The 21,204-nt window shown below is 36.0% G+C and carries 23 protein-coding genes; 3 read left to right on the top strand and 20 right to left on the bottom strand.

What is annotated here, in order from left to right:
* Positions 1–7: 7 nt before the first annotated feature.
* The 20 genes from A2290_07270 to A2290_07175 form a co-directional block, all read right to left on the bottom strand.
* Positions 8–1,291 (bottom strand): hypothetical protein, encoded by a 1,284-nt coding sequence (locus A2290_07270; GenBank protein OGC13473.1) that lies wholly within the window; start codon positions 1,289–1,291, stop codon positions 8–10.
* Complete coding sequence (locus tag A2290_07265; protein OGC13472.1) at positions 1,288–2,625, bottom strand: hypothetical protein; 1,338 nt, start codon at positions 2,623–2,625, stop codon at positions 1,288–1,290. The genes A2290_07270 and A2290_07265 overlap by 4 nt, the downstream gene beginning before the upstream one ends.
* A 34-nt stretch (positions 2,626–2,659) precedes the next feature.
* Positions 2,660–2,851: a hypothetical protein gene (locus A2290_07260; protein ID OGC13471.1), complete on the bottom strand. Its 192-nt coding sequence runs from the start codon at positions 2,849–2,851 to the stop codon at positions 2,660–2,662.
* Positions 2,852–2,878: 27 nt separating this feature from the next.
* Positions 2,879–3,391: a hypothetical protein gene (locus A2290_07255; GenBank protein ID OGC13470.1), complete on the bottom strand. Its 513-nt coding sequence runs from the start codon at positions 3,389–3,391 to the stop codon at positions 2,879–2,881.
* A 94-nt stretch (positions 3,392–3,485) separates the two neighbouring features.
* Positions 3,486–4,295, bottom strand: a complete 810-nt coding sequence (locus tag A2290_07250) for a 4Fe-4S ferredoxin (GenBank protein OGC13469.1) — start codon at positions 4,293–4,295, stop codon at positions 3,486–3,488.
* A 103-nt stretch (positions 4,296–4,398) separates the two neighbouring features.
* Entirely contained in the window at positions 4,399–5,169 is a 771-nt protein-coding gene (locus A2290_07245) for a hypothetical protein (protein OGC13468.1), read from the bottom strand.
* A gap of 8 nt (positions 5,170–5,177) precedes the next feature.
* Positions 5,178–5,384, bottom strand: coding sequence for a thiamine biosynthesis protein ThiS (locus A2290_07240; GenBank protein OGC13467.1), 207 nt, complete (start codon positions 5,382–5,384; stop codon positions 5,178–5,180).
* Entirely contained in the window at positions 5,381–6,523 is a 1,143-nt protein-coding gene (locus tag A2290_07235; protein ID OGC13466.1) for a thiamine biosynthesis protein ThiH, read from the bottom strand. Before A2290_07235 ends, A2290_07240 begins: the two co-directional genes overlap by 4 nt.
* A 30-nt stretch (positions 6,524–6,553) precedes the next feature.
* Positions 6,554–7,342 carry a thiazole synthase gene (locus A2290_07230; protein ID OGC13465.1) on the bottom strand — a complete coding sequence of 263 codons (789 nt, stop codon included), beginning with the start codon at positions 7,340–7,342 and terminating at the stop codon, positions 6,554–6,556.
* Between the two features lie 113 nt (positions 7,343–7,455).
* Positions 7,456–8,058 (bottom strand): methionine biosynthesis protein MetW, encoded by a 603-nt coding sequence (locus A2290_07225; protein ID OGC13464.1) that lies wholly within the window; start codon positions 8,056–8,058, stop codon positions 7,456–7,458.
* Positions 8,055–9,188, bottom strand: a complete 1,134-nt coding sequence (locus A2290_07220; GenBank protein ID OGC13463.1) for a homoserine O-acetyltransferase — start codon at positions 9,186–9,188, stop codon at positions 8,055–8,057. Before A2290_07220 ends, A2290_07225 begins: the two co-directional genes overlap by 4 nt.
* Complete coding sequence (locus tag A2290_07215; GenBank protein ID OGC13462.1) at positions 9,181–10,470, bottom strand: O-acetylhomoserine aminocarboxypropyltransferase; 1,290 nt, start codon at positions 10,468–10,470, stop codon at positions 9,181–9,183. The genes A2290_07220 and A2290_07215 overlap by 8 nt, the downstream gene beginning before the upstream one ends.
* Before the next feature lie 14 nt (positions 10,471–10,484).
* Positions 10,485–11,411: a cysteine synthase A gene (locus A2290_07210; GenBank protein ID OGC13461.1), complete on the bottom strand. Its 927-nt coding sequence runs from the start codon at positions 11,409–11,411 to the stop codon at positions 10,485–10,487.
* A gap of 116 nt (positions 11,412–11,527) precedes the next feature.
* The gene (locus A2290_07205) at positions 11,528–11,950 is read right to left on the bottom strand and encodes a hypothetical protein (GenBank protein OGC13460.1); all 423 of its coding nucleotides are present in this window, start codon (positions 11,948–11,950) and stop codon (positions 11,528–11,530) included.
* Between the two features lie 112 nt (positions 11,951–12,062).
* Positions 12,063–13,703: a hydroxylamine reductase gene (locus A2290_07200; protein ID OGC13480.1), complete on the bottom strand. Its 1,641-nt coding sequence runs from the start codon at positions 13,701–13,703 to the stop codon at positions 12,063–12,065.
* A 243-nt stretch (positions 13,704–13,946) separates the two neighbouring features.
* A complete protein-coding gene (locus A2290_07195; protein ID OGC13479.1) occupies positions 13,947–14,240 on the bottom strand; it encodes a hypothetical protein in 294 nt (97 codons plus the stop codon).
* 209 nt (positions 14,241–14,449) lie between these two features.
* The gene (gene secA / locus A2290_07190) at positions 14,450–16,993 is read right to left on the bottom strand and encodes a preprotein translocase subunit SecA (protein OGC13478.1); all 2,544 of its coding nucleotides are present in this window, start codon (positions 16,991–16,993) and stop codon (positions 14,450–14,452) included.
* A gap of 2 nt (positions 16,994–16,995) precedes the next feature.
* On the bottom strand, positions 16,996–17,355 hold the full coding sequence (locus A2290_07185; protein OGC13459.1) for a ribosomal subunit interface protein: 360 nt from the start codon (positions 17,353–17,355) through the stop codon (positions 16,996–16,998).
* 43 nt (positions 17,356–17,398) lie between these two features.
* Positions 17,399–18,019 carry a hypothetical protein gene (locus A2290_07180; protein ID OGC13458.1) on the bottom strand — a complete coding sequence of 207 codons (621 nt, stop codon included), beginning with the start codon at positions 18,017–18,019 and terminating at the stop codon, positions 17,399–17,401.
* Positions 18,006–18,185 carry a hypothetical protein gene (locus A2290_07175; GenBank protein OGC13457.1) on the bottom strand — a complete coding sequence of 60 codons (180 nt, stop codon included), beginning with the start codon at positions 18,183–18,185 and terminating at the stop codon, positions 18,006–18,008. Before A2290_07175 ends, A2290_07180 begins: the two co-directional genes overlap by 14 nt.
* Here A2290_07175 and A2290_07170 point away from each other — a divergent pair.
* From A2290_07170 to A2290_07160, 3 genes are all read left to right on the top strand, one after another.
* On the top strand, positions 18,174–18,788 hold the full coding sequence (locus tag A2290_07170; GenBank protein OGC13456.1) for a hypothetical protein: 615 nt from the start codon (positions 18,174–18,176) through the stop codon (positions 18,786–18,788). The genes A2290_07175 and A2290_07170 overlap by 12 nt on opposite strands.
* 212 nt (positions 18,789–19,000) lie before the next feature.
* Positions 19,001–19,744 (top strand): triose-phosphate isomerase, encoded by a 744-nt coding sequence (locus tag A2290_07165; protein OGC13455.1) that lies wholly within the window; start codon positions 19,001–19,003, stop codon positions 19,742–19,744.
* Positions 19,745–20,146: 402 nt separating this feature from the next.
* Positions 20,147–21,124 (top strand): fructose-1,6-bisphosphate aldolase, class II, encoded by a 978-nt coding sequence (locus A2290_07160; GenBank protein OGC13454.1) that lies wholly within the window; start codon positions 20,147–20,149, stop codon positions 21,122–21,124.
* Positions 21,125–21,204 lie beyond the last annotated feature (80 nt).

The following is a 21,204-nucleotide window of genomic DNA, read 5'->3' as shown; positions in this document are numbered from 1 at the left end:
CCCCAATTTAATGATTGTGTTCACCTTTCACAGCTGATCTCAACCGCGACTCTGAATCTATTAAAAAGTTTCCTGATATCAAAACCTTATCGTTTTCTCTCAAACCGCTTATTATTTCATAATATCCTTGAACTTTTTCCCCTACTTTAACATCGCGGCTATTATAATTTCCTTGATTGTCAGAAACAACAACAATTGACCTTTCTCCTGTATTGATAACCGCCTCTTCCGGCACAGACAGTTTTTTGCCTAAATTTATTTTAAATGTTACATTTACAAACATTTCAGGCTTTAATTTTTGCAATGTGTTTGTAACTTCAATTTTTACTTTTACAGATCTTGTCATAGCATCAAAAACTTGGGGAATTGAAACAATCTTGCCATCAAATATCTCTCCTTTATAAGCTTGAGATTCAATCTCAACATTCTGTCCATCTTTTATTAAGCCATATTCATATTCATAAATTGTGGCATACACAAAAGCTTGAGTGCCTGGAAGAATAAGATTTGATTGTGATTTTCCGTTATTCTCAAGAACTTTAATCTGTGAATTGCTCATTCCAAGAACTTGCAATCTTTTTTTTGAAGCAGAGATCAAATCAGCATCTTTTAGCTCTAATGCCGATATAAATTCTTCTTGCGCAACATAAAGATCGGGATCATATGCAACTGTTCCAACCGTTTTTATCTCTTTTACAAGATTGCGGAAAATAGCAGAAGATGTTTCAACCCCTATTATATTTTCTTCCTCTTTTGAGACAGATATCATGTTTTCCATGGTTTGAGCCTCTTCTGTTCCCATTGTTTTTGAAGTTTCAGATTTAAGTGTTATCCCTTTAATTCCGGTTGTAATGCTAAAGTTTAAAGCCATGTGTGGCTTATCAGGAATATGTATTTCCATATTCAAGTTCCATGTCCCATCCATTGATAAAGAAAGTTCCGCATGATAAGCATCCTGATGAAGCGTAGCTTCCGTTTGTGCAAACATTGCGGGCATACCACCCATCGCCGGCATTCCATAATTTATGTGAATCATGGCGTTTTTGACAGGCATTCCCATGCTATCTATTAATTTAATGCTTAAAGTATTATCGGAAACTTTTGGAGGAGAAGGATTAGTTGATATTTCAAGGCTTATGTCTTCTATCTTGAAAACCTGTGGCTTTTCCGCACAACCAGTTAGGATTAAGACCCCCAATAAAAAAGAAAAGATCATCGCCAGCATAAGGGAGTATCGCGATACGCCCTTACGCTTAGACACAGCAACTTCTCGCATAACTAGATATCTCATCTTCCCATCTCCTTTCCAGTAATCCTCTCAAGCCAGGCTATAGCCTTTCCAAGAGAGACCTGGTTTTCATAAAGTTTCAATTTTGACTCTTTATACATCCTTTCAAGTTGAAGCAAAGTCTGGAAATCGGTTTTCCCTGATTGATAAGCAGTAAGCGCAACATTTAAAGCCTGTAAGCTCTGCGGAACAATGCTTTCCTCATAAAGTAAAAAAGTTCGCTTGGCGGATTCCGCCATAACATAAGATTCGGTTACCTCCCATGATGTCATGTTAACCATATTACGAAAAGTCGCTTCTGCCATTTCACGTTCAAATCCGGCAGAAGAAAAAGAATATCCTTGTTTCCAAAAATAAAGCGGAATAGAAATAGATGCCATTGCATCCCACCCATCTCCTACACGGTTTTTTACTCCAAGATCAATGTCAGGGAAAAACTCCATTTTAGAATCTAAGTGAGAATAATCCTTCATCGCAATTTCTGCCTTCATCGCAAGAAGTTCTGGGCGATTTTCTAGTGCTAAATCCCTTAAAGAAGATAACGATTCAAGTGTTGCCAAAACTTCTAATGATGAATCAGTTTCAATTATATTATTATCATTTACGCCCATAAAAGCTTTTAATTTTGACTCTTTTGCAGACCTTTCCTGTTCCAAATTAGTTAATTCGTTATTTGCCAAAAGATATTCGATATTTGCCTGAAGCATATCCGATTGCATAACGCTTCCTATAACATATTTGGCTTCAGCGACCTTTTTTATTCTCGAAAGATAATTTTTGACATCTTTCATAATTGTAATTGCTCTATCTAAAAAGAAAAGATTATAATATAAGGATTTCGTTTCATTTAGAATTTCTAGTTTTTTAGATTTATAGCGATACTCCCACATTTGAGCGGAAGCTGCCGCCATTTGATATTTGGCATAAATTTTACCAGGAAACATTATCATCTGGCTTGCGGTATACATTTTCATTCCGCTTTCAAGATTGGATAAAGATTCCGCCTGTTCATATTCAATCCCAATTTTAGGATCATCAAGAGATAAAGTCTGCGGAATTTTTGCCTTTGCCGATTCCCATGCTGCTTTATAAGAGGCTATGTCAGGATTTTGTTTGAGTGCAGAATTCACTGCATCTTGAAGTGAAAGTGGAGCAGCGTCCGCGAATAGTGCAAAAAACGCTAGAAGAACAGGTATTATTAAAAATATATTTAAAGGTCTCAAATTCGATGCCTTTAAACATTGGATTGTAAATTTACTCCTAAATTTCAAGGAACTCAATATAAAAGTCCAGACAGTGTCTGGATTATTGTTTTGATCAACAATTTCCCTATTCAACCTTGCACCCCTATTTAAGATTTTATTGTATACACTATGTGACAATTATCCAACAAGTTGTTGGATTTTTTAATAAAAGGAAATATGGGATTTGTGCAACAAGCTGTTGCACAATTGTTTCATCTGCATATATTTTGTTATTGGCTTTCATCTTTTTCACTTGGCTCCTAACCATGCACCCAAAAGTCAAAAAAATCAAGCCAATAGATGTGATGAAATTGGACATTGGGAATTGGAACTTTTCCCCGCTTCTTTATTTTGCATATTTCCCCTGATTTTTCTTAAATTCGGGAGGACATCCCGCACAACAGAAAGAATATATTCTTTTCGCGGTATTTGTGAAAAATATTTTATCAGCTTTATGTTTGTCGATATTAAGATTATCATCTTCTTTAATATTAACCAGCCAGTCAGAATCCCAGATTACTTTAAAGTTATTAGTCTCTATCCCTCCACTGTGGTGATGGGCTATAATATCAAGAACTTCTCCTATTTTATCCTGAGGAAATCCTATGTCCTCAAGGATTTTTTTCGCAATTGGGGGGCCTTCTATCTCCTGATATTTACCAGCTGTTGAATTGTATTTTTTTTCTGCGTTGTGGATCCCTATATCATGCAAAATAGCAGAGGCAATTATAATGTCTTTATCTCCCCCCTCTTTTGACATAATTTCTTCCGCAAAATATAAAACCTTTTTCGCATGACTTATCCTTTTCTGATCACCATCAAAATAAGTTTCCATTGCCTCTAGCAACTTATCTTTCATCTTTTTACTTACCTTTATTTACCAATCCCTCTCCCTCTGGGAGAGGGTGCCTGCCTGCCAATCTTCAAACTATCTATAAATTTGGGTGAGGGTTTTATATCCACTCTTCTTTTAAGATATCCCCTTTGATCCCCACAATAGTTAATTTAATTGGAATTTTTCTTTTTGCCTGCGCCTGCGCCTCTTTTGCAATTGCAAGGAGGCCGGAACAGCACGGAACTTCCATAATCATAACAGTCAAAGTATTAATCTTTGCCTCATCTATCATAGTCTTAATTTTATTTATATAAATTTCCTTGTCGGCATCAAGTTTTGGGCAGGCAATTGCCAAGCTTTTATCTTTTAGGTAATCTTTGTGGAAATCGGCCAATGTATACGCGATACAATCTGCCGCCAAAATGACATCTCTTCCTTTAAAATAAGGGGCATTGGGAGGTACAAGATGAAGCTGTACCGGCCACTGTCTAAGCTCTGAGCCTCTTTTTCCCTCTGAAAAATCAATCATCTTCGCCCCCGGGCATCCACACTCTTTATCTTTCCTCTTATCCTTAAACTCCGGCACAGGAATATTCTTTTCTTTTAAAACTTCCATCGCCTCTTTTAAAAACGTCTCCTCCCCATGGTCATTTAGATGCAAAAGATGGGCTTTTATAACATTTGCTCCACCTTTAATAATATTCTCCATAGTCTTTTTTTCATCATAAGGTTCTGCGTCCCTCTCTTCTATTTTTATGGCATCAACAGGACAGGATCCAATACATGCGCCTAATCCATCGCAAAAGAGATCAGAAATCAATCGAGCTTTGCCATCAATAAGCTGAAGAGCTCCTTCGGGACATCCTGGAATACAATCGCCACACCCCATACACTTTTCTGTATCTATTTTTATTATTTTACGTTTCATACCTCAAACACCCCCATAATATGTATATAATATATATATTATATACATATAAAACCCTTTGTCAATATTGGGAATTGAATTATTATAATTTTGTTCTACAAATTTAGGCGTCAATATAATTACCTTCAAATAAATTATTACTCTCTTTTTTGCAACATGCAATGCAATTTTTATTCTTTATAAAATTGATTTTTCTAAAAGATGACTTAAGCACATCAAAAGTCAAAAGCTCCCCTACCAGAGGATTGCCTATGCCCAACACCAATTTAAAAACCTCCAAAGACTGAATAGATCCAACAACCCCTGCTAAAGCTCCAAGAACCCCTGCTTCACGACAGCAAGGAGTGGTCCCCGAAGGTGGGGGCTCCTTAAATAAGCATCTGTAACAAGGTCCTTTTTTCACATCAATAGTTGTTACATGGCCTTCATATCCGAGTAAAGCGCCATGTACAAAAGGTTTAGAAAATAAAACAGCTATATCATTTATAAGATAACGTGTATCAAAGTTATCACTGCAATCGACAATTATGTCGTATTTCTTAAAAATTTCTCCTATATTTTCTTTTGTTAAACGCAAATGATAAGGGATAATTTTTATCTCTGAGTTTAATCTTTTTAATTCATCTTTAGCTATTTCGGTTTTACTTTTCCCCAAATCTTCTTCTTTATATAAAATTTGACGATTTAAATTTGTTATGTCAACAAAATCATAATCAACAATTCCAAGCATTCCAATCCCGGCTGCAGCAAGATAATATGCAACAGAAGAACCCAATCCACCCAATCCAACAACTAGAACTTTTGATTTTAAAATTCTTTCCTGTCCCTCTTTCCCTATACCTGGCAAAATAATTTGCCTACTATATCTTTCCATAAAATCCTCTAACCCCCAGCCATAAACTTAATAAGTTCCACTTTATGCTTATCTTTAATTTTATATTCCTTAAAATCCTCTTTTTCCACAATATCATTGTCATTTATCTGTACAACAATCCTATACGGGTTCAAATTAAAATACTGAATTAATTCCAAAACAGTCAACTCCTGCTTAAACTCATGATTCTCTCCATTTATAATAACTTTTATCATATTGGGGATCTTTCCTTATCCAAAGTTGACACACTTATCTGCTTGTCCCAATCTTTAAATACGGGATCATATCCTTTTTCCCTTAACACAGAACAAACCTCATCTAGACTTCTGGTATCAGAAATATTAAATTGCTTTTTACTTTTTTTTTGATTCAGATACCCGCCAGGATTAGTTTTTGATTCTGCGCTCATTTGTGTTATCCCCAGAGAGATTAAATTATTTCTAAAATTTTCATCCTCTCTGGTTGATAAAACAAGCCCAATGCTCGAAAGATAAATTCTTAGAGCAAATAACAACTGAAGAAATTGCCTGTCAGATATAGGGTTCAAAGGTTTAAACCCCGCCGTTGAAACTTTTATTCTAGGGAAAGAGACAGAAAGCTGCGTTCTCCAATATTTTTTTTTCAGATAAAAAGCATGTAAACCAAGCAACGCCGACTCCTCAAAAAAATTCCCAAGCCCCAAAAGAACCCCTATATTAATTCTGTAAAAACCTGTATCTGCCGCTCTTTCTGGCGTAAGCAACCTAAACTCATAATCAGATTTCGGACCAGAAGGATGAACCTTTTTATATAACTTTCTGCTGTAAACTTCCTGATAAACAGTCACGCCATCTGCTCCAGAAAGATAAAGTTCTTTATATTCATCGCTTGATAAAGGAAAAATCTCAAGAGATATGGATTCAAACTTTTCATGCAAAGAAGAAATTATCTTTTTAAGATAATCCATAGAGATCTTCGACCTCTTTTCTCCAGAGACAAGAAGTATATGTCGAAATCCTTTATTATAAAGAAAGTCCGACTCTTTAATGACATCTTTAACCGAAAGAGAAATACGACTTCCAACGACATTATGATTAAACCCACAATATAAACAACAATTATCGCATTCGTTGCTAAGATAAAGAGGAGCATACATCAAAATAGCCTTTCCAAAAAAATTTAATGTTAAAAGTCTGGCTTTTTTTGCAATATCCTCTAAAAAAAAAGATGCGGCATCAGATAAAAGAACAAGATAATCATTAAAGCTTATTTTATCCTTCAATAAAACAGCATAAACATCTGAATCCGAAGCATTTTTTATAATTCTAAGCGCTTCTTTTAAATCAAAATCATTAATTACATTAATAAAACTCATAAATATGCTTTTTTAAAGAAAATGGGAACGTTATCTCAAAAATCCAGTCAAAGGACTGGAAGCTAACCCTTTTTTTTGGGGTGTCCCAATTCCAATCTCATATGCCTGGCGACCGGCTAAAACAGCTAGCTTAAAAGCCTCCGCCATGTTTATAGGGTCTTTTGCCACAGCAATTGCAGTATTAACAAGAACAGCATCCGCCCCCAATTCCATAGCAAAAGCTGCATGTGAAGGAGCTCCAATTCCAGCATCTACAACTACAGGAATAGTTGACTGTTCAATTATAATCTCAATAAATTCTCTTGTTTTAAGCCCCTGATGCGACCCGATAGGAGAACCAAGAGGCATAACAGTCGCACAACCAATCTCCTCCAGCCTTTTTGCCAAGATAGGGTCAGCATTTATATATGGGAGGACAACAAAACCCTCTTTCACCAAAATTTCTGCTGCCCTAAATGTCTCTATTGGATCAGGCAAAAGATAATTTGGATCAGGCGTAACTTCAAGTTTTACCCAGTTTCCTATTCCAGATGCCTTGGCAAGCTTCGCCAGTCTAACAGCCTCATCACAGGTTCTAGCCCCCGACGTATTGGGTAAAATAAGATATTTTTCAGTGTCAATGGCATCAAGAATGTCTTCCCCCTTTGAGTTTAAATCTATACGCCTCAAAGCAACGGTTACAATTTCTGTTTCAGCCGCAAAAAGAGCTTTACGCAAAATTTCATTAGATGGAAATTTTCCTGTGCCAAGAAATAACCTGGAAGAAAATTTTTTGCCTGCTATTTTCAAAAAATCTTTTTTTTCTGTCTCTTTTGACATAAGTATTATTTAAAATAACCTCTTATAGAACATAATAAGATAAATCTCATTAAATAGTCAATGAGGCCTTTTTGACACGGCAAAAGTCAAACAAATCCAAACAATATAATTTTTTATTTGGAAATCAAAAATATCCCTTCAACAGCCCTCCAATTTATAAATGGGCCATAAATTTTATTTCCCTTTTCATTTAAGTAAATCTCTTTTAAAATTTTAAAGCTGTTCTCCTTGCAAAGAATTTTAAAATCTTTTATGGTCATAAGCCTAATATTTGGAGTATCATGCCATTCATAAGGAAGCGTCTTTGTCTTGGGCATGCGTTGATGTGCAAGCAAATTAAGCAATAAGTTCCAATGCCCAAAATTTGGGAACCCTACAATGGCTTTTTTGCCTGCTCTTACCATGTCCGAAACTAAAGAAACAGGATTAAAAACTGCCTGCAATGTCATATTTAAAACAACAAAATCAAAGAAATTATCATCAAAGCTCGCAAGCCCTTTGTTTAAGTCAAGATGCAAAACAGACAGTCCTTTTTTAAGGCATTGGTTAATGTTTTCCGGGGAATTATCTATTCCTATGCCCTTTACATTTTTATTTACTATCAAAGAATCAAGCAATGACCCATCGCCACACCCCAAATCCAAAACTTTTGAATTATCAGAGATAAAATCGGAAATTATTTTATGATCAGGCTTTGTCGTCTCTTTGTAAATCACTTTTTAGCTCCAAACAAAAAACTTTTTACCGCATCCGTCAATTTATCAGTTTCTAAAAGAAAAGCATCATGTCCGTAATTTGACTCAATTGTTCTATAAGATACATCTCCAAAATTATCTTTTATGGCATCAACAATTTCTAACGACTGGTACTCCGGAAACAACCAATCAGATTTAAAATAAATTATTAAAAATTTAGCCGTAGCCTTTGAAAAAGCTCTTTTTAGGCTGCCTGCCCCTTCATCCTCCAAATTAAAAAGATCAATAGCTCGGGTCAAATAAAGATAACTGTTGGCGTCAAATCTCTCGGTAAAGGTCAAACCTTTATGCCTTAAGTAACTTTCGACTTCAAAAAGAGGGTCGGAAAATTTAACCTCCGTTATTTCTTGTTTCTTCATCCCTCTGCCAAATTTATTGCGCATAGATTTATCGCTTAAATAAGTAATATGCCCTATCATCCTTGCGATTGCCAATCCATGATTAGGAAAAGATTTTCCGTAATAATCTCCTTTCTGCCAATTAGGATCATGTACAATTGCCTGTCTTCCAACTTCATTAAAAGCGATATTCTGAGGAGATGTTTTTGCGGATGTGGCAATTGCTATCACATTTTTTACTCTATCAGGATAACTTACGGAAAACTGTAAAGCTATCATCCCCCCCATAGAACCACCGGCAACAGCATGCAAAACATTTACCCCTAAATCGTCTAAAAGCCAAATCTGAGCTGCAGCCATATCTTTTATGGTAATAGAAGGAAATGTCATCGCATAAGGTTTTTTATTCTTTGGGTTTACGGTAGACGGTCCCGTAGAACCCATACACCCACCCAAAACATTGGCACAAATAACAAAATATTTATCCGTATCAAAAGCTTTTCCTGACCCCACCATACCATCCCACCACCCAGGCTTTATCTCTTTTGACGAATGTTTCCCTGCAACATGAGCATCTCCCGAAAGGGCATGAAAAATTAATATAGCATTACTTTTGTCTTCATTTATGCAACCATAGGTTTGATAAGCAATTGTAACGGGCCCCAAAAGCTTGCCACCCTCAAGATTAAGTTCTTCAAAAGTAAAATATTTTATTTCCGCAAAACTTAATATAAAAATCGACTCCTTAAACACAACTCAAAGCTTGGTCAATATCTTCTATAATATCATCTATATTCTCAATTCCAATAGACAATCTTATGTAATCAGACGTCACCCCCGCAGATATCTGTTCTTGCTCTGAAAGCTGTTGATGAGTTGTTGATGCAGGATGAATAACAAGAGTTTTAGCATCCCCAATATTCGCAAGATGTGAAAGCAATTTAACACTGTTAATAAACTTTTTACCTGCGTCTATTCCTCCTTTTATTCCAAACCCTATAATTGCTCCTGCTCCCTTTTTTAAATACTTAACAGTTTTATCTTTTTCTGAGCTTGTTTCAAGCCCAGGATAATTGACCCAAGAAACCTTTGGATGCTTCTCTAAAAACCTGGCAACACTTAAAGCATTCTCCGAGTGTCTTACAATCCTAAGATGAAGAGTTTCAAGCCCCTGAAGGAACAAAAAGGCATTAAACGGAGAGAGCGCCGGCCCCATATCACGCAGCAGTGTTACTCTAGCTTTTATTATATAGGCAATATTTCCGATCGGACGCAACGCATCTACAAATTTCAATCCATGATAGCTCGGATCAGGATCTGTAATCAGAGGAAATTTATTGTCTTTCTCCCAGTCAAACCTGCCGGAATCAACAATAATTCCACCAATGGATGTCCCATGCCCTCCTATAAACTTTGTTGCGGAATACACAACAATATCAACCCCATGATCTATCGGTTTTAATAAATAAGGAGTAACGGTATTGTCCAATATAAAAGGGATCCCAGCACTATGTGCAATGCTAGAAACAGCGGAAAGATCTGTAACATTTAATTTTGGATTACCTACACTTTCTGCATACAAAGCTTTTGTTTTCGAAGTAATTGCCTTTTTAAAATTATCAGGATCAGAAGAATCAACAAGTTTAACGGTAATTCCAAATCTTCGAAAAGTATTTGTAAAAAGAGTATAAGTTCCTCCATACAAATTATCCGCAGCAACAATTTCATCTCCTTCTTTAGCAATATTTAAAATAGATAAAGTAATCGCAGATTGGCCCGATGCCACAGCAAGAGCACCAACCCCACCATCTAAAGCCGCCATCCTTTTTTCCAAAACATCTGTCGTAGGGTTCATAAGTCTTGTATAAATATTTCCAAATTCTTTTAGAGCAAAAAGGTTGGCAGCATGTTCTGAATCTTTAAAAACATAAGAAGTTGTCTGATAAATGGGAACAGCCCTTGATCCTGTAGCAGAATCAGGCTCTTGTCCTCCATGCAGTAAAATCGTCTCATCTTTATAAACTTTAGTATTCATTTTAATTACCTCCTTTAATTTTGAAACAACGGTGTACTTATATATCTTTCAGCAGTATCAGGGAGAAGCACAACTATTAATTTATTTTTATTTTCTGGCCTTTCGGCCATCATCTTAGCGGCAAAGAGCGCCGCCCCACTAGAAATTCCAGCCATTATCCCGTCTGTTCTAGCCAATTTCCTTGCATTTTCAAAAGCATCTTCATTGGAGACCTGAATAATTTCATCATAAATTTTAGTGTTTAAAACTTCAGGAACAAATCCAGCGCCAATTCCCTGTATTTTATGCGGTCCGGGAACTCCTCCGCTTAACACAGGAGAATCTTTAGGTTCAACTGCAATAATTTTAATTGTTCCCCTTTTTCTTTTTAGGAATTTTCCAACCCCTGTAATTGTTCCTCCGGTGCCAATTCCAGCCACAAAAATATCTACTTTGCCATTAGTGTCTTCCCAAATCTCCTTTGCAGTTGTTTTATAATGAATTTCCGGATTTACAGGGTTTGAAAACTGCTGAGGAATAAAAACATTTTTATGCTTTTCTGCCAATTCATAGGCCTTATCAACAGCCCCTTTCATTCCCTTTGTCCCATCAGTCAATACAAGCTCAGCGCCAAGGAATTTTAAGAGGCTTCTTCGCTCAACACTCATAGTCTCAGGCATAGTTAAAATCAACCTATATCCTTTTGCAGCAGCAACCCAAGCTAAAGCAATGCCTGTATTTCCGGAAGTAGGCTCGATAATAACAGTATCTTTATCTATCTTTCTATTTTTTTCAGCATCTTCAATCATAGCAAGTCCAATCCTATCTTTCACAGAACTTGCAGGGTTAAAACTCTCAAGCTTTGCAACAATTTTTGCTGGCAACCCTTCCACAAAACGATTTAGCATCACCATAGGCGTTTTTCCAACCAACCTCGTTACATCCTTTGCTATCTTTGACATATACTTTTTCTCCTTTTTGAACCCTCATCCAATCACTTACCTTCGCCCTCAGGGAGAAGGACTTGTCGGTATTTCGCTAACTACCAATTACTCACAAATACTTACCTGGGTGAAGATTATATATTATAAGTATATAATTCTTTTTTCTTACTTTCTCTTGTTAAAATATCATCCAATGTAATACTAGATAATTTTTCTTTAACGCAATCTTCTGCCTCCACAAGAACATTGCACACAACATTATTCCTCCTAACCTTGTAATTGCATGCGCAAAATTCTATAGCCCCCTCAAAAACATCCACAACATCAAGCATAGTTATATCTATAGGTTTTTTTAAAAGTATATACCCCCCTTTTTTCCCTCTTACACTTTCAACTACTCCAGACCGTTTTAAAACAAGCAAAAGCTGCTCAAGATACCGTATGGGAATTTTTCGATCTTTAGATATCTTTTCTATTTTTAAAGGCTTTTTTTCATAATTAAGCGCAAGTGCAAGCAAAGCCCCTGCCCCATATTGAAACTTAATTGAAAATTTCATATTTCAATAATACTAGCTACAAAAACCATTGTCAAGAACTTTCTTTGATTATGTCGATCTATTTAGTCAAGATTAACTAAGACAAAAGCTTCATCAAAACATCTTTTGTGATTTATGCTAAAATGGCTTTTAGATCCTTTTCAACATTTGTTATAGGCATAACATTAAACTTGTCAACCAAAACTCCTAAAACATTCGGTGTTATAAAAGCAGGAAGTGTCGGGCCCAATCTTATATTTTTAATGCCAAGATAAAGTAGAGTCAAAAGAATCACAACAGCCTTTTGTTCATACCATGAAAGAACAAAAGACAAGGGAAGATCGTTAATCGACAAGCCAAAGGCATCAGACAAAGCAAGGGCTATTTTTATCGCGGAATATGCGTCATTGCATTGTCCAACATCCAAAAGCCTTGGAATACCTTCGATATCTCCAAACTCCAGTTTGTTAAACCTGTATTTACCGCAAGCCAAGGTTAAAATAACAGAATCTTTTGGAACAGCCTGAGCAAATTCAGTATAATAATTTCGACTACTCTTTGCGCCATCGCAACCACCAATCAAAAAGAAACGCTTTATCTTTCCATCCTTTACAGCCTGTACAATGCTATCTACTACATTCATAACGGCATTATGCCCAAATCCTATCGTTATATATTTAGGATCAGCATCATTATCAAATCCTTTAGCTCGAAGCGCAGCATTAATTACAAGAGTAAAATCTTTATTATCAACATGAACTGCAAAAGGCCAATCGACAGGCCCTGATGTAAAAATTCTATCAATATAACCTGCAGGCTCTTGAATACAATTTGTTGTCATAAGTATTGCCCCGGGAAAATCTTTAAACTCTTTTTTCTGATCCTGCCATGCGCCGCCATAATTACCAACCAAATGTTTATATTTTTTAAGACGGGGATAAGCAAGGGCAGGAAGCATCTCGCCATGGGTATAAACATTTACCCCCCTCCCCTCTGTCTGCTTTAATAGCTCTTCTAAATCTTTTAAGTCATGGCCGGAGACAACTATGGCTTTTCCGGAAATCGGCGTTACCCTAACCTTGGTAGGCTCGGGATGTCCATAGGCTTCTGTATTTGCCCTATCTAAAAGCTCCATAACTTTTAAATTAATTTCTCCGCATTTAAGATTGTAAGACAAAAGATCTTCAATTGAAGGGTTTGTCTTGTTTAAAAAGTTAAGTGCATCTTGAAAAAAAATATAAATATCTTCAGCTTCTTTTCCTAAAATATACGCATGATAAGCATAAGCAGCCGCACCTTTTAATCCATAAGTTAAAAGCTCTTGCAAAGAAATAATATCATCATTTACCACATTAATTTTGTTTATTTTAGATACAGATCGGCCATAATTTATAAGATAATCAGCATCATCCTTAAACTCAAAATTTGCAGCCCCTTTTAACTCAATATTTTCTATGCTTTTATTTCCAACAGCATCTTTGTAAGCTGCCTTTAACTCACTCATAAAATCATTAAGTTCAACAAGAATACTCCTTAAACTTTTAAGATCAAAATTTACATTTGTAACCGTCGAAAACAATGCCTTTAAGACGAAACGATCCGCTTTTCTATTAATAATCCCAGCCTTTTTTAATGGGGAAAAATATGAGGCAAGACCTTTTAGTCCGTAGACTACAAGATCTTGAAGCGCAGAAACTTCGGGACTCTTTCCACAAACCCCCTTAACTAAGCATCCCTTGCCTCCAGCTGCCTGTTCACACTGATAACAAAACATTTTATTTTCCATGACAAGCCTCCTTAATATATATAATTTGTATATATTATACATTTTTAAGGAGGTATGTCAACATACAAAAAGAAAGAGTCGGACTAAGACACACAAAATACAAACAACCTGAAGAAATAAAAATTTAGGATTAACCCCGATTATTCAGCCCGATTAGGATAATCGGAGTTCACGGCAGAATCAATAACCAACAAATTGTCAAACATTTACTCGAGGTATGAATAATCGGTGCTAAACCGATTCAATCACATAATACTTGAGTCTGCGACCACCAAATTTTATGGCTTCATTATGGTTTCTAAACCAAATATCTATACGCTTATAAAATCTTTTATTCATTCTATCTTCAACTATAAAAATACGATCTCCAAACCCTTCTAGTTTTACTTTTGTTCCAAAAGGCAAAAAATTCGAAGCAATAACCCCTTCCCTGCAGCGAGTGCCTAAAGCCGTTGTCCAGGGGGAAGAATCAGTTTGATTTGGCAATGAATTGTAAGCAGTGCTAAAAACAATTCCGCTATATATGACTTTATGTTCACCGTTTTGATTAATAGAAGTTGTTAATACAAAAAAGAGCAAAATCAATGAAAAGGTGAAAAATTTCACTCCTGTTACAATCTTTTTTCTAAGCCATCTATTCCTTCTTATTTTACCGACTAATCTCTTAAATGCCATCTACCTATATATCGGTCTTTTTCAACAAGAAATTGCATGTAAAATAAAAAAACCTACCTTTAAGCCCCGCAACATTTTTTATGTTTTTTGCCGCTTCCACACGGGCATGGATCATTACGACCAGTTTTTTCCATGTTTTTAATCGGCTCTGGTTTCGGAGTCGCACTGTTTTGCAATCTGTTTGGAGCAAAACTCTCCTGCAAATTGTCTTCAGGATTACTATATAAAATATTTTTCTTTTTTGGAATGATTGACTCATCGCTTTTTACAACTTGAATTTTAAGAATTAAACTTACAGCCTCTTCTCTTACAGAAGACATCATCTCCTGAAACATCTTATATCCTTCAATCTTATATTCAACTAAAGGGTCTCTCCCTCCATAACCTCTAAGGCCTATCCCGTTCCGCAAATTGTCCATATTATCTAACTGTTCAATCCAGCTTGAATCAACAACCCGTAAAAGAACAATACGTACAAGATCAGACATAGCATTAGCCCCTATCTCCAGAACTCTTTGCTCATAAGCCTCTCTAAGTGTTTGCACCAACACATTGCGGATTTCTTCCTTCTTGCTGATTTTTTTTATTTGAGCGATTCCTTCGATAGGCAGAATTTCACTGATTGATTTTATAAGACTGTCGATATCCTCATCCCGCAAATCCTCTTCTGACAAAAAAGCGTGAATTTTGTCGTCAATAACCATTCCCTGCATCTCAAATATTTTTTCTTCTATATTTTCTCCCAGCAAAATCCTTCTTCTTAAACTATAAATCGTCTCCCGTTGCTTATTCATAACATTATCAAACTCTAAAATCTGTTTTCTAATCCCAAAATGATACTCCTCTACTTTTTTCTGGGCATTTTCCAAAGCTCTTGAAATCAAAGAATGTTCAATAGGGGTTCCTTCCGGCAACCCCAGCCTTTCCATAATGCCTGAAATCCTGTTTGATCCAAAAAGTCTCATAAGATCATCTTCCAAAGAGACGTAGAATTTGGAAAACCCAGGATCCCCCTGCCTCCCAGCCCGACCTCTCAACTGATTATCAATTCGCCTGCTTTCATGCCTCTCTGTCCCAATAACGTAAAGCCCCCCCAAAGCAACAACTCCTTCACCTAAAACAATATCAGTCCCCCTCCCTGCCATGTTCGTTGAAATAGTAACCGCTCCACGCTGTCCGGCGCGAGAAATAATTTCCGCCTCTTTTTCGTGCTGTTTTGCATTCAAAACATTGTGGGGAATCCCTTTCCTGAAAAGCATGTTTGACAACAATTCGGAATTTTCAATAGAGACAGAACCTACCAGCAACGGTTGACCTATTTTATGTTTTTCAATGATTTCAGAAACAACCGCATTGAATTTTTCTTTTTTTGTTCTGTAGATCACATCAGATAGATCTTTTCTTATCATCGGCTTATTAGTAGGAATAACCAAAACCTCTAACCCATAGATCTTCCAAAATTCTGCCTCTTCTGTCTTTGCCGTCCCCGTCATCCCTGAAATTTTTTCATAAAGCCGAAAATAATTTTGAAAAGTTATTGTAGCAAGCGTTTGAGATTCTTCTCTAATCTTAACCTTCTCTTTAGCCTCTATTGCTTGATGTAATCCATCGCTATATCTTCTCCCCGTCATAAGTCGCCCGGTAAACTCATCAACTATTATTATCTCCCCATCCTTTACCACATAATCAATATCTTTATTAAATATATAAGTTGCTTTTAAAGACTGAATTATCTGATGGGCTACATCCATGTTTTGAATATCAAATAAATAGTCTATTCCAAGGATCTTTTCAACCTTTTTTATCCCCTCTTCCGTCAAAATTGCATTCTTTGTCTTCTCATCAAGTGTAAAATCTATCTCTTTTTTAAGATTTTTTGCAACGCTATCCCCTTTATGATAAGTTTCAACCTTATCTTGAACCATGCCGGAGATAATTAAAGGGGTTCTTGCCTCATCTATCAAGATAGAATCAACCTCATCAACTATTGCATAATTTAAGTCTCTTTGCACACACTCTTCTATTGATAAAGACATGTTGTCTCTAAGATAATCAAAGCCAAATTCATTATTTGTTCCATAGGTTATATCAGAACTATAAACAACCTTTCTTTCATGGGGATGCATATCATGTTGAATACAACCAACCGTCAAACCTAAAGCTCTATAAACAGGGCCCATCCACTCAGAGTCTCTTTTTGCTAAATAATCATTTACCGTAACAAGATGAACCCCCTTTCCGGTTAAAGTATTAAGATAAGCAGGAAGAGTGGCAACAAGAGTTTTTCCTTCTCCTGTCTTCATCTCGGAAATTTTCCCCTGATGAAGAACAATCCCCCCAAGAAGCTGAGAATCAAAATGCCTCAATCCTATAGTCCTTACAGCAGCTTCACGAACACATGCAAAAGCCTCTGGAAGCAAATCATCTAAAGTTTCACCATTTGACAGACGTTTTTTAAATTCATCTGTTTTTAAGCGGAGTTGTTCATTTGAAAGCTTTTTTATAGAATCTTCAAGAAGGTTTATCTGATCAATTAACAATTGAAGGTTTTTCAGTTTTTTCTCATCCGAATCACCTATTAAATTTAATATCCAGCTTAAAATACTCACATTATTGTTGTGTTTCTCTGCCGTTCTTTAAGTTTTTCTGCAACCCTGCGGGTCTCTTTCATATGTTTTTCTTTATGCCGAACTAATTGGCGTTTTAATTCTTCGTAGACCAAATCAATTGCAGCATACATATCTTCTCCAACTTCCGAAGCATGTACAACTTTTTTCCCGGAGACCCAAATTGAGACATCTGCCACATGGGAATTTTTTATATCCTTATTTTTTCTAACATCCAAAACAACCATCATCTTAATAATATTTTTATAGAATTCCTGAAGCTTTTCGAGTTTTTTAGTGGCATATTGACTGAGAGGAGAAGTAAGCTCTATCCCATGCCCCTGTATATTCATTTGCATAAAAATCCCCCTTAGTTATATTATATTTTTTATTTTAACACAATTAAATAGCCCTTGAAAGGGTAAAAACATGAATTTCTTCCGTCCCTGCATCTCTTAATACTTTTGTGCACTCGGAAATAGTCGATCCTGTTGTATAAATATCATCTATTAAAGCTATTTTCTTATTTATGACAAATTGAGGCGCGTTAATAATAAAAGCTCCTTTTACATTCTTAAATCTATCTTTTTTAGGAAGATCAAACTGTGGTTTTGTATCTTTAATTCTATGTAATAAACCTATTACAGTAGGAACTCCTATCATATTGCTTATCTGATGAGACAACAATTCTGATTGATTAAAACCTCTCTCGTGCAACCTATTATAATGCAAAGGAACAGGAACTAAAAAGTCTAAAGCTTTTGAGCCGATATTAGCCAATATATATCTTGCCATAATTTCCCCTAACGGTTTTACCAATCGCGTTCTTTTATTGTATTTAATTTTTCTTATGGCTTTTTTCAAAGAGCCTTCATACAAACCAATAGAATGAACAAAAGTTGATGGTTTTAAATAGGAAATCTGTGCCAAGCATCTCTGGCAAAAAAGATCATGCCCCAAAGAATTACACACTTCGCACTTGGGTGGAAATATTAAATCTAAAAGCGCTTTAATAATTTTCATACGCTAAAAACAATAGAATTATAATCATAATATAAGGATAATTCCAGTTAAATCCAAGATAACTGATAAAAGAATGCTGCGGGGTCAAGCATATTACTTTAAAACTCTCTTGAAAATTGAAAGCTAAATTCGGTTGTGATATCATTGCTCCAGTATGAACTGGCAAGAAATCATCACCCTCCTTGAACAAGGCGAAGGTCAGTCTGTTGAATTTGAAAAACAGATCCCATCAACCGAAGACTTAGCAAGAGATGTCGTTGCTTTTGCCAATTCCGACGGCGGTAAAATAGTCCTCGGCATTGATGATAAAAATAAACATCTGATAGGCCTTGACATTGATCCTCTTGAATTTAAAAACAGGATAAAAGAAATTATTGCCAATCATTGCACTCCCCCGATTTCCTTTGAAATCGAAATTATTGATAGAAACCCAAAAAAAATAGCGGTAATTAACATTTTTGAGGGTGATGAAAAACCTTATAAAACAGATGATATTTGTTATATCCGTGATGTATCAGAATCACGTCCCGCAAAAGAAGAAGAAGAAAAGCTTATAACAAACCCATGGAGCGGTCATGGACTAAACAAAAGGCAATTAAGAGCTCTTCAGCATATTCAGGAACATGGAAATATTACCAATCGTGAATATAGGGAAGCTTTCGGTGTTTCACATAAAACAGCCCACATTGAACTTACAATATTAGTCGACAAAAGAATATTAAGAACAGAAGGGCTAGGCAGATCCACAAGATACATTCTTCCTTCCTGATTAAAATAAATCTTCGTGTTGGGAATCTCTTTAAAAAAACAATATTTTACCGCTAAAACATCATTAAAATATCCTTAACCCCGATTATTCACGGTGAACTTAGAAATCAACCCGATTGTCATAATCGGGATTGAAAAAGTTGTAATCAATTACCCCTTTTGTTATAATAAATTTTGTTCTTATATAAAATTTTCAAGAAAGGAATTTTTCAGATGAGAAGACCAATTATTGCCGGAAACTGGAAACTAAACAAAACCATTGTCGAAGCCATCGATCTTGCCTCAAAAATAAAAGCCTCAGTTGGGAATGTTAGCGATGTCGAAATTGTAGTTTGCCCCGCCTTTGTTGCCATTGATGCTGTTTCACAAACTTTAACTGATTCCACAATTGGAGTCGGAGCCCAAGATATGTACTGGAAAGATTCCGGCGCTTTTACCGGCGAAGTTTCTGCTCCTATGATTAGAGGAGCCGGAGCAAGTTATGTTATAATCGGCCACTCTGAAAGAAGGCAATATTTTGGAGAAACAGATGAAACAGTCAACAAAAAACTGATGACCGCCTTATCCCACGGGCTTGTGCCAATTGTTTGTATCGGAGAAACTTTGGAAGAAAGAGAATCCGACAAAACATTTGATGTGATAAAAACTCAAATAAAAGGAGCCTTAAAAGATATAAGTGAAAGCGATCTTGAAAAAATCATAATTGCTTATGAACCTGTTTGGGCAATAGGAACGGGCAAGACAGCAACCCCAGAACAAGCCCAAGAGGTTCACGCTTTTATAAGAAAACATCTTCCTTCTACTATCTCAAAAAAAATCAGGATATTGTACGGAGGGAGTGTAAATCCATCAAATATAAAAGAGCTTATGAAAAAAGAAGATATTGATGGCGGACTAATTGGCGGAGCAGCTCTAAAAGTAGAAGATTTTGAGAAATTAGTTAAATTCAAGGAATAATCAAATTTGTTGAGGATGAAGAATTTATGACAAACAATCCAATGTTTTGGCTTATTTTTTTTCATTATCCTTGCAATTATTTTAATAATAGTTTTTATTAACTTTCTATCTCTCCCAAAGAGGTAGTAAAAAGGAGCTGATAGCAAATGGATATTGTATATCAATGGATCTTGCCAGTTACAGCAGGTGTTATTACCGGTTTGATTTTAATTTATCTTTATATAAGGTCAAAAGGGGCTCACTTATTATGATGAATTCTTTGCTGGATTTTTTTATAAAGTATATTTTACCTGTAGCAATAACTTTAGGTGCTTTTTTTGCTATTTGGATTAAAAAATTTTTAGAAAAAACGGCTGATTTATCTGCAGAAGATTGGTATAAAAAAAGAAAGGAGAATAAAAAATGAGTAAACTGTATGAAGAGTTAGGGTTAGTTAATACGAAGGAAATGTTTAAAAAAGCGATGGAGGGCAAATATGCTGTTCCAGCTTACAATTTCAATAATATGGAGCAGCTGCAAGCTATTGTAATGGGATGTGCGGAAAGCCAATCACCTGTTATCATTCAAGTTTCAAGCGGCGCCAGAAAATATGCCAATCAAACCCTTCTGCGATATATGGCTCAAGGGGCAGTTGAAATGGTAAGAAAAGAACTTAAAAGCAATATTCCAATATGCCTTCATTTAGACCATGGGGATACGTTTGAACTTTGTAAATCATGCGTGGATTATGGATTTTCATCTGTTATGATTGACGGATCACATCACCCTTATGAAAAAAATATTGAAGTGACAAAACAGGTTGTAGAATATGCCCGCGCACATGATGTTACAGTTGAAGGAGAACTTGGAGTATTGGCTGGCATTGAAGATGAAGTCAAAGCAGAAAAATCAAACTATACAGACCCAGATGAGGTCATTGATTTTGTAAAAAGGACAGGGGTAGATTCACTTGCTATTTCAATTGGGACATCGCATGGCGCTTACAAATTCAAATTAAAACCTGGCGAATCTGTCCCCCCGCTTCGTTTTGATATTTTAGAAAAGATAGAAAAAAAGCTTCCCGGGTTTCCTATTGTTTTGCATGGAGCCTCTTCTGTTGTTCAAGAATATGTGCAAATGATAAATAAGTTTGGCGGCAAAATGGATAATGCCGTGGGCATTCCAGAAGATCAACTACGTCGTGCGGCAAGCTCCGCGGTATGTAAAATTAATATAGATAGCGACGGACGTTTGGTTGTTACAGCAATTATCAGGAAAGTATTCGCGGAAAGCCCTTCTGAATTTGACCCAAGAAAATATTTGGGTCCTGCCCGCGAAGAATTAAAGAAACTTATTATCAATAAAAACAAGAATGTGTTGGGATCTGCGGGGAGATACTAATTTAGAGATGTCATCCCGGACTTGATCCGGGATCCAGATTGAGGCACTTAATTCTGGCGTTTGCCAGAATGACAAAGAAA

The sequence above is a fragment of the candidate division WOR-1 bacterium RIFOXYB2_FULL_36_35 genome (assembly GCA_001771505.1).
Classification (GTDB): Bacteria; Margulisbacteria; WOR-1; order XYC2-FULL-46-14; family XYC2-FULL-37-10; genus XYB2-FULL-36-35.
The sequence above is the reverse complement of the archived record's forward strand: the minus strand, read 5'-3'. Positions and strand labels throughout refer to the sequence as shown.

Coding starts and splice junctions, on each gene's coding strand:
- A2290_07215 (OGC13462.1), bottom strand. CDS start 10,470: ATGAATACTAAAGTTTATAAAGATGAGACGATTTTACTGCATGGAGGA.
- A2290_07245 (OGC13468.1), bottom strand. CDS start 5,169: ATGGAAAGATATAGTAGGCAAATTATTTTGCCAGGTATAGGGAAAGAG.
- A2290_07270 (OGC13473.1), bottom strand. CDS start 1,291: ATGAGATATCTAGTTATGCGAGAAGTTGCTGTGTCTAAGCGTAAGGGC.
- A2290_07165 (OGC13455.1), top strand. CDS start 19,001: ATGAGAAGACCAATTATTGCCGGAAACTGGAAACTAAACAAAACCATT.
- A2290_07170 (OGC13456.1), top strand. CDS start 18,174: ATGAACTGGCAAGAAATCATCACCCTCCTTGAACAAGGCGAAGGTCAG.
- A2290_07260 (OGC13471.1), bottom strand. CDS start 2,851: ATGTCCAATTTCATCACATCTATTGGCTTGATTTTTTTGACTTTTGGG.
- A2290_07180 (OGC13458.1), bottom strand. CDS start 18,019: ATGAAAATTATTAAAGCGCTTTTAGATTTAATATTTCCACCCAAGTGC.
- A2290_07235 (OGC13466.1), bottom strand. CDS start 6,523: ATGAGTTTTATTAATGTAATTAATGATTTTGATTTAAAAGAAGCGCTT.
- A2290_07160 (OGC13454.1), top strand. CDS start 20,147: ATGAGTAAACTGTATGAAGAGTTAGGGTTAGTTAATACGAAGGAAATG.
- A2290_07250 (OGC13469.1), bottom strand. CDS start 4,295: ATGAAACGTAAAATAATAAAAATAGATACAGAAAAGTGTATGGGGTGT.
- A2290_07255 (OGC13470.1), bottom strand. CDS start 3,391: ATGAAAGATAAGTTGCTAGAGGCAATGGAAACTTATTTTGATGGTGAT.
- A2290_07230 (OGC13465.1), bottom strand. CDS start 7,342: ATGTCAAAAGAGACAGAAAAAAAAGATTTTTTGAAAATAGCAGGCAAA.
- A2290_07240 (OGC13467.1), bottom strand. CDS start 5,384: ATGATAAAAGTTATTATAAATGGAGAGAATCATGAGTTTAAGCAGGAG.
- A2290_07185 (OGC13459.1), bottom strand. CDS start 17,355: ATGCAAATGAATATACAGGGGCATGGGATAGAGCTTACTTCTCCTCTC.
- A2290_07210 (OGC13461.1), bottom strand. CDS start 11,411: ATGTCAAAGATAGCAAAGGATGTAACGAGGTTGGTTGGAAAAACGCCT.
- A2290_07200 (OGC13480.1), bottom strand. CDS start 13,703: ATGTTTTGTTATCAGTGTGAACAGGCAGCTGGAGGCAAGGGATGCTTA.
- A2290_07205 (OGC13460.1), bottom strand. CDS start 11,950: ATGAAATTTTCAATTAAGTTTCAATATGGGGCAGGGGCTTTGCTTGCA.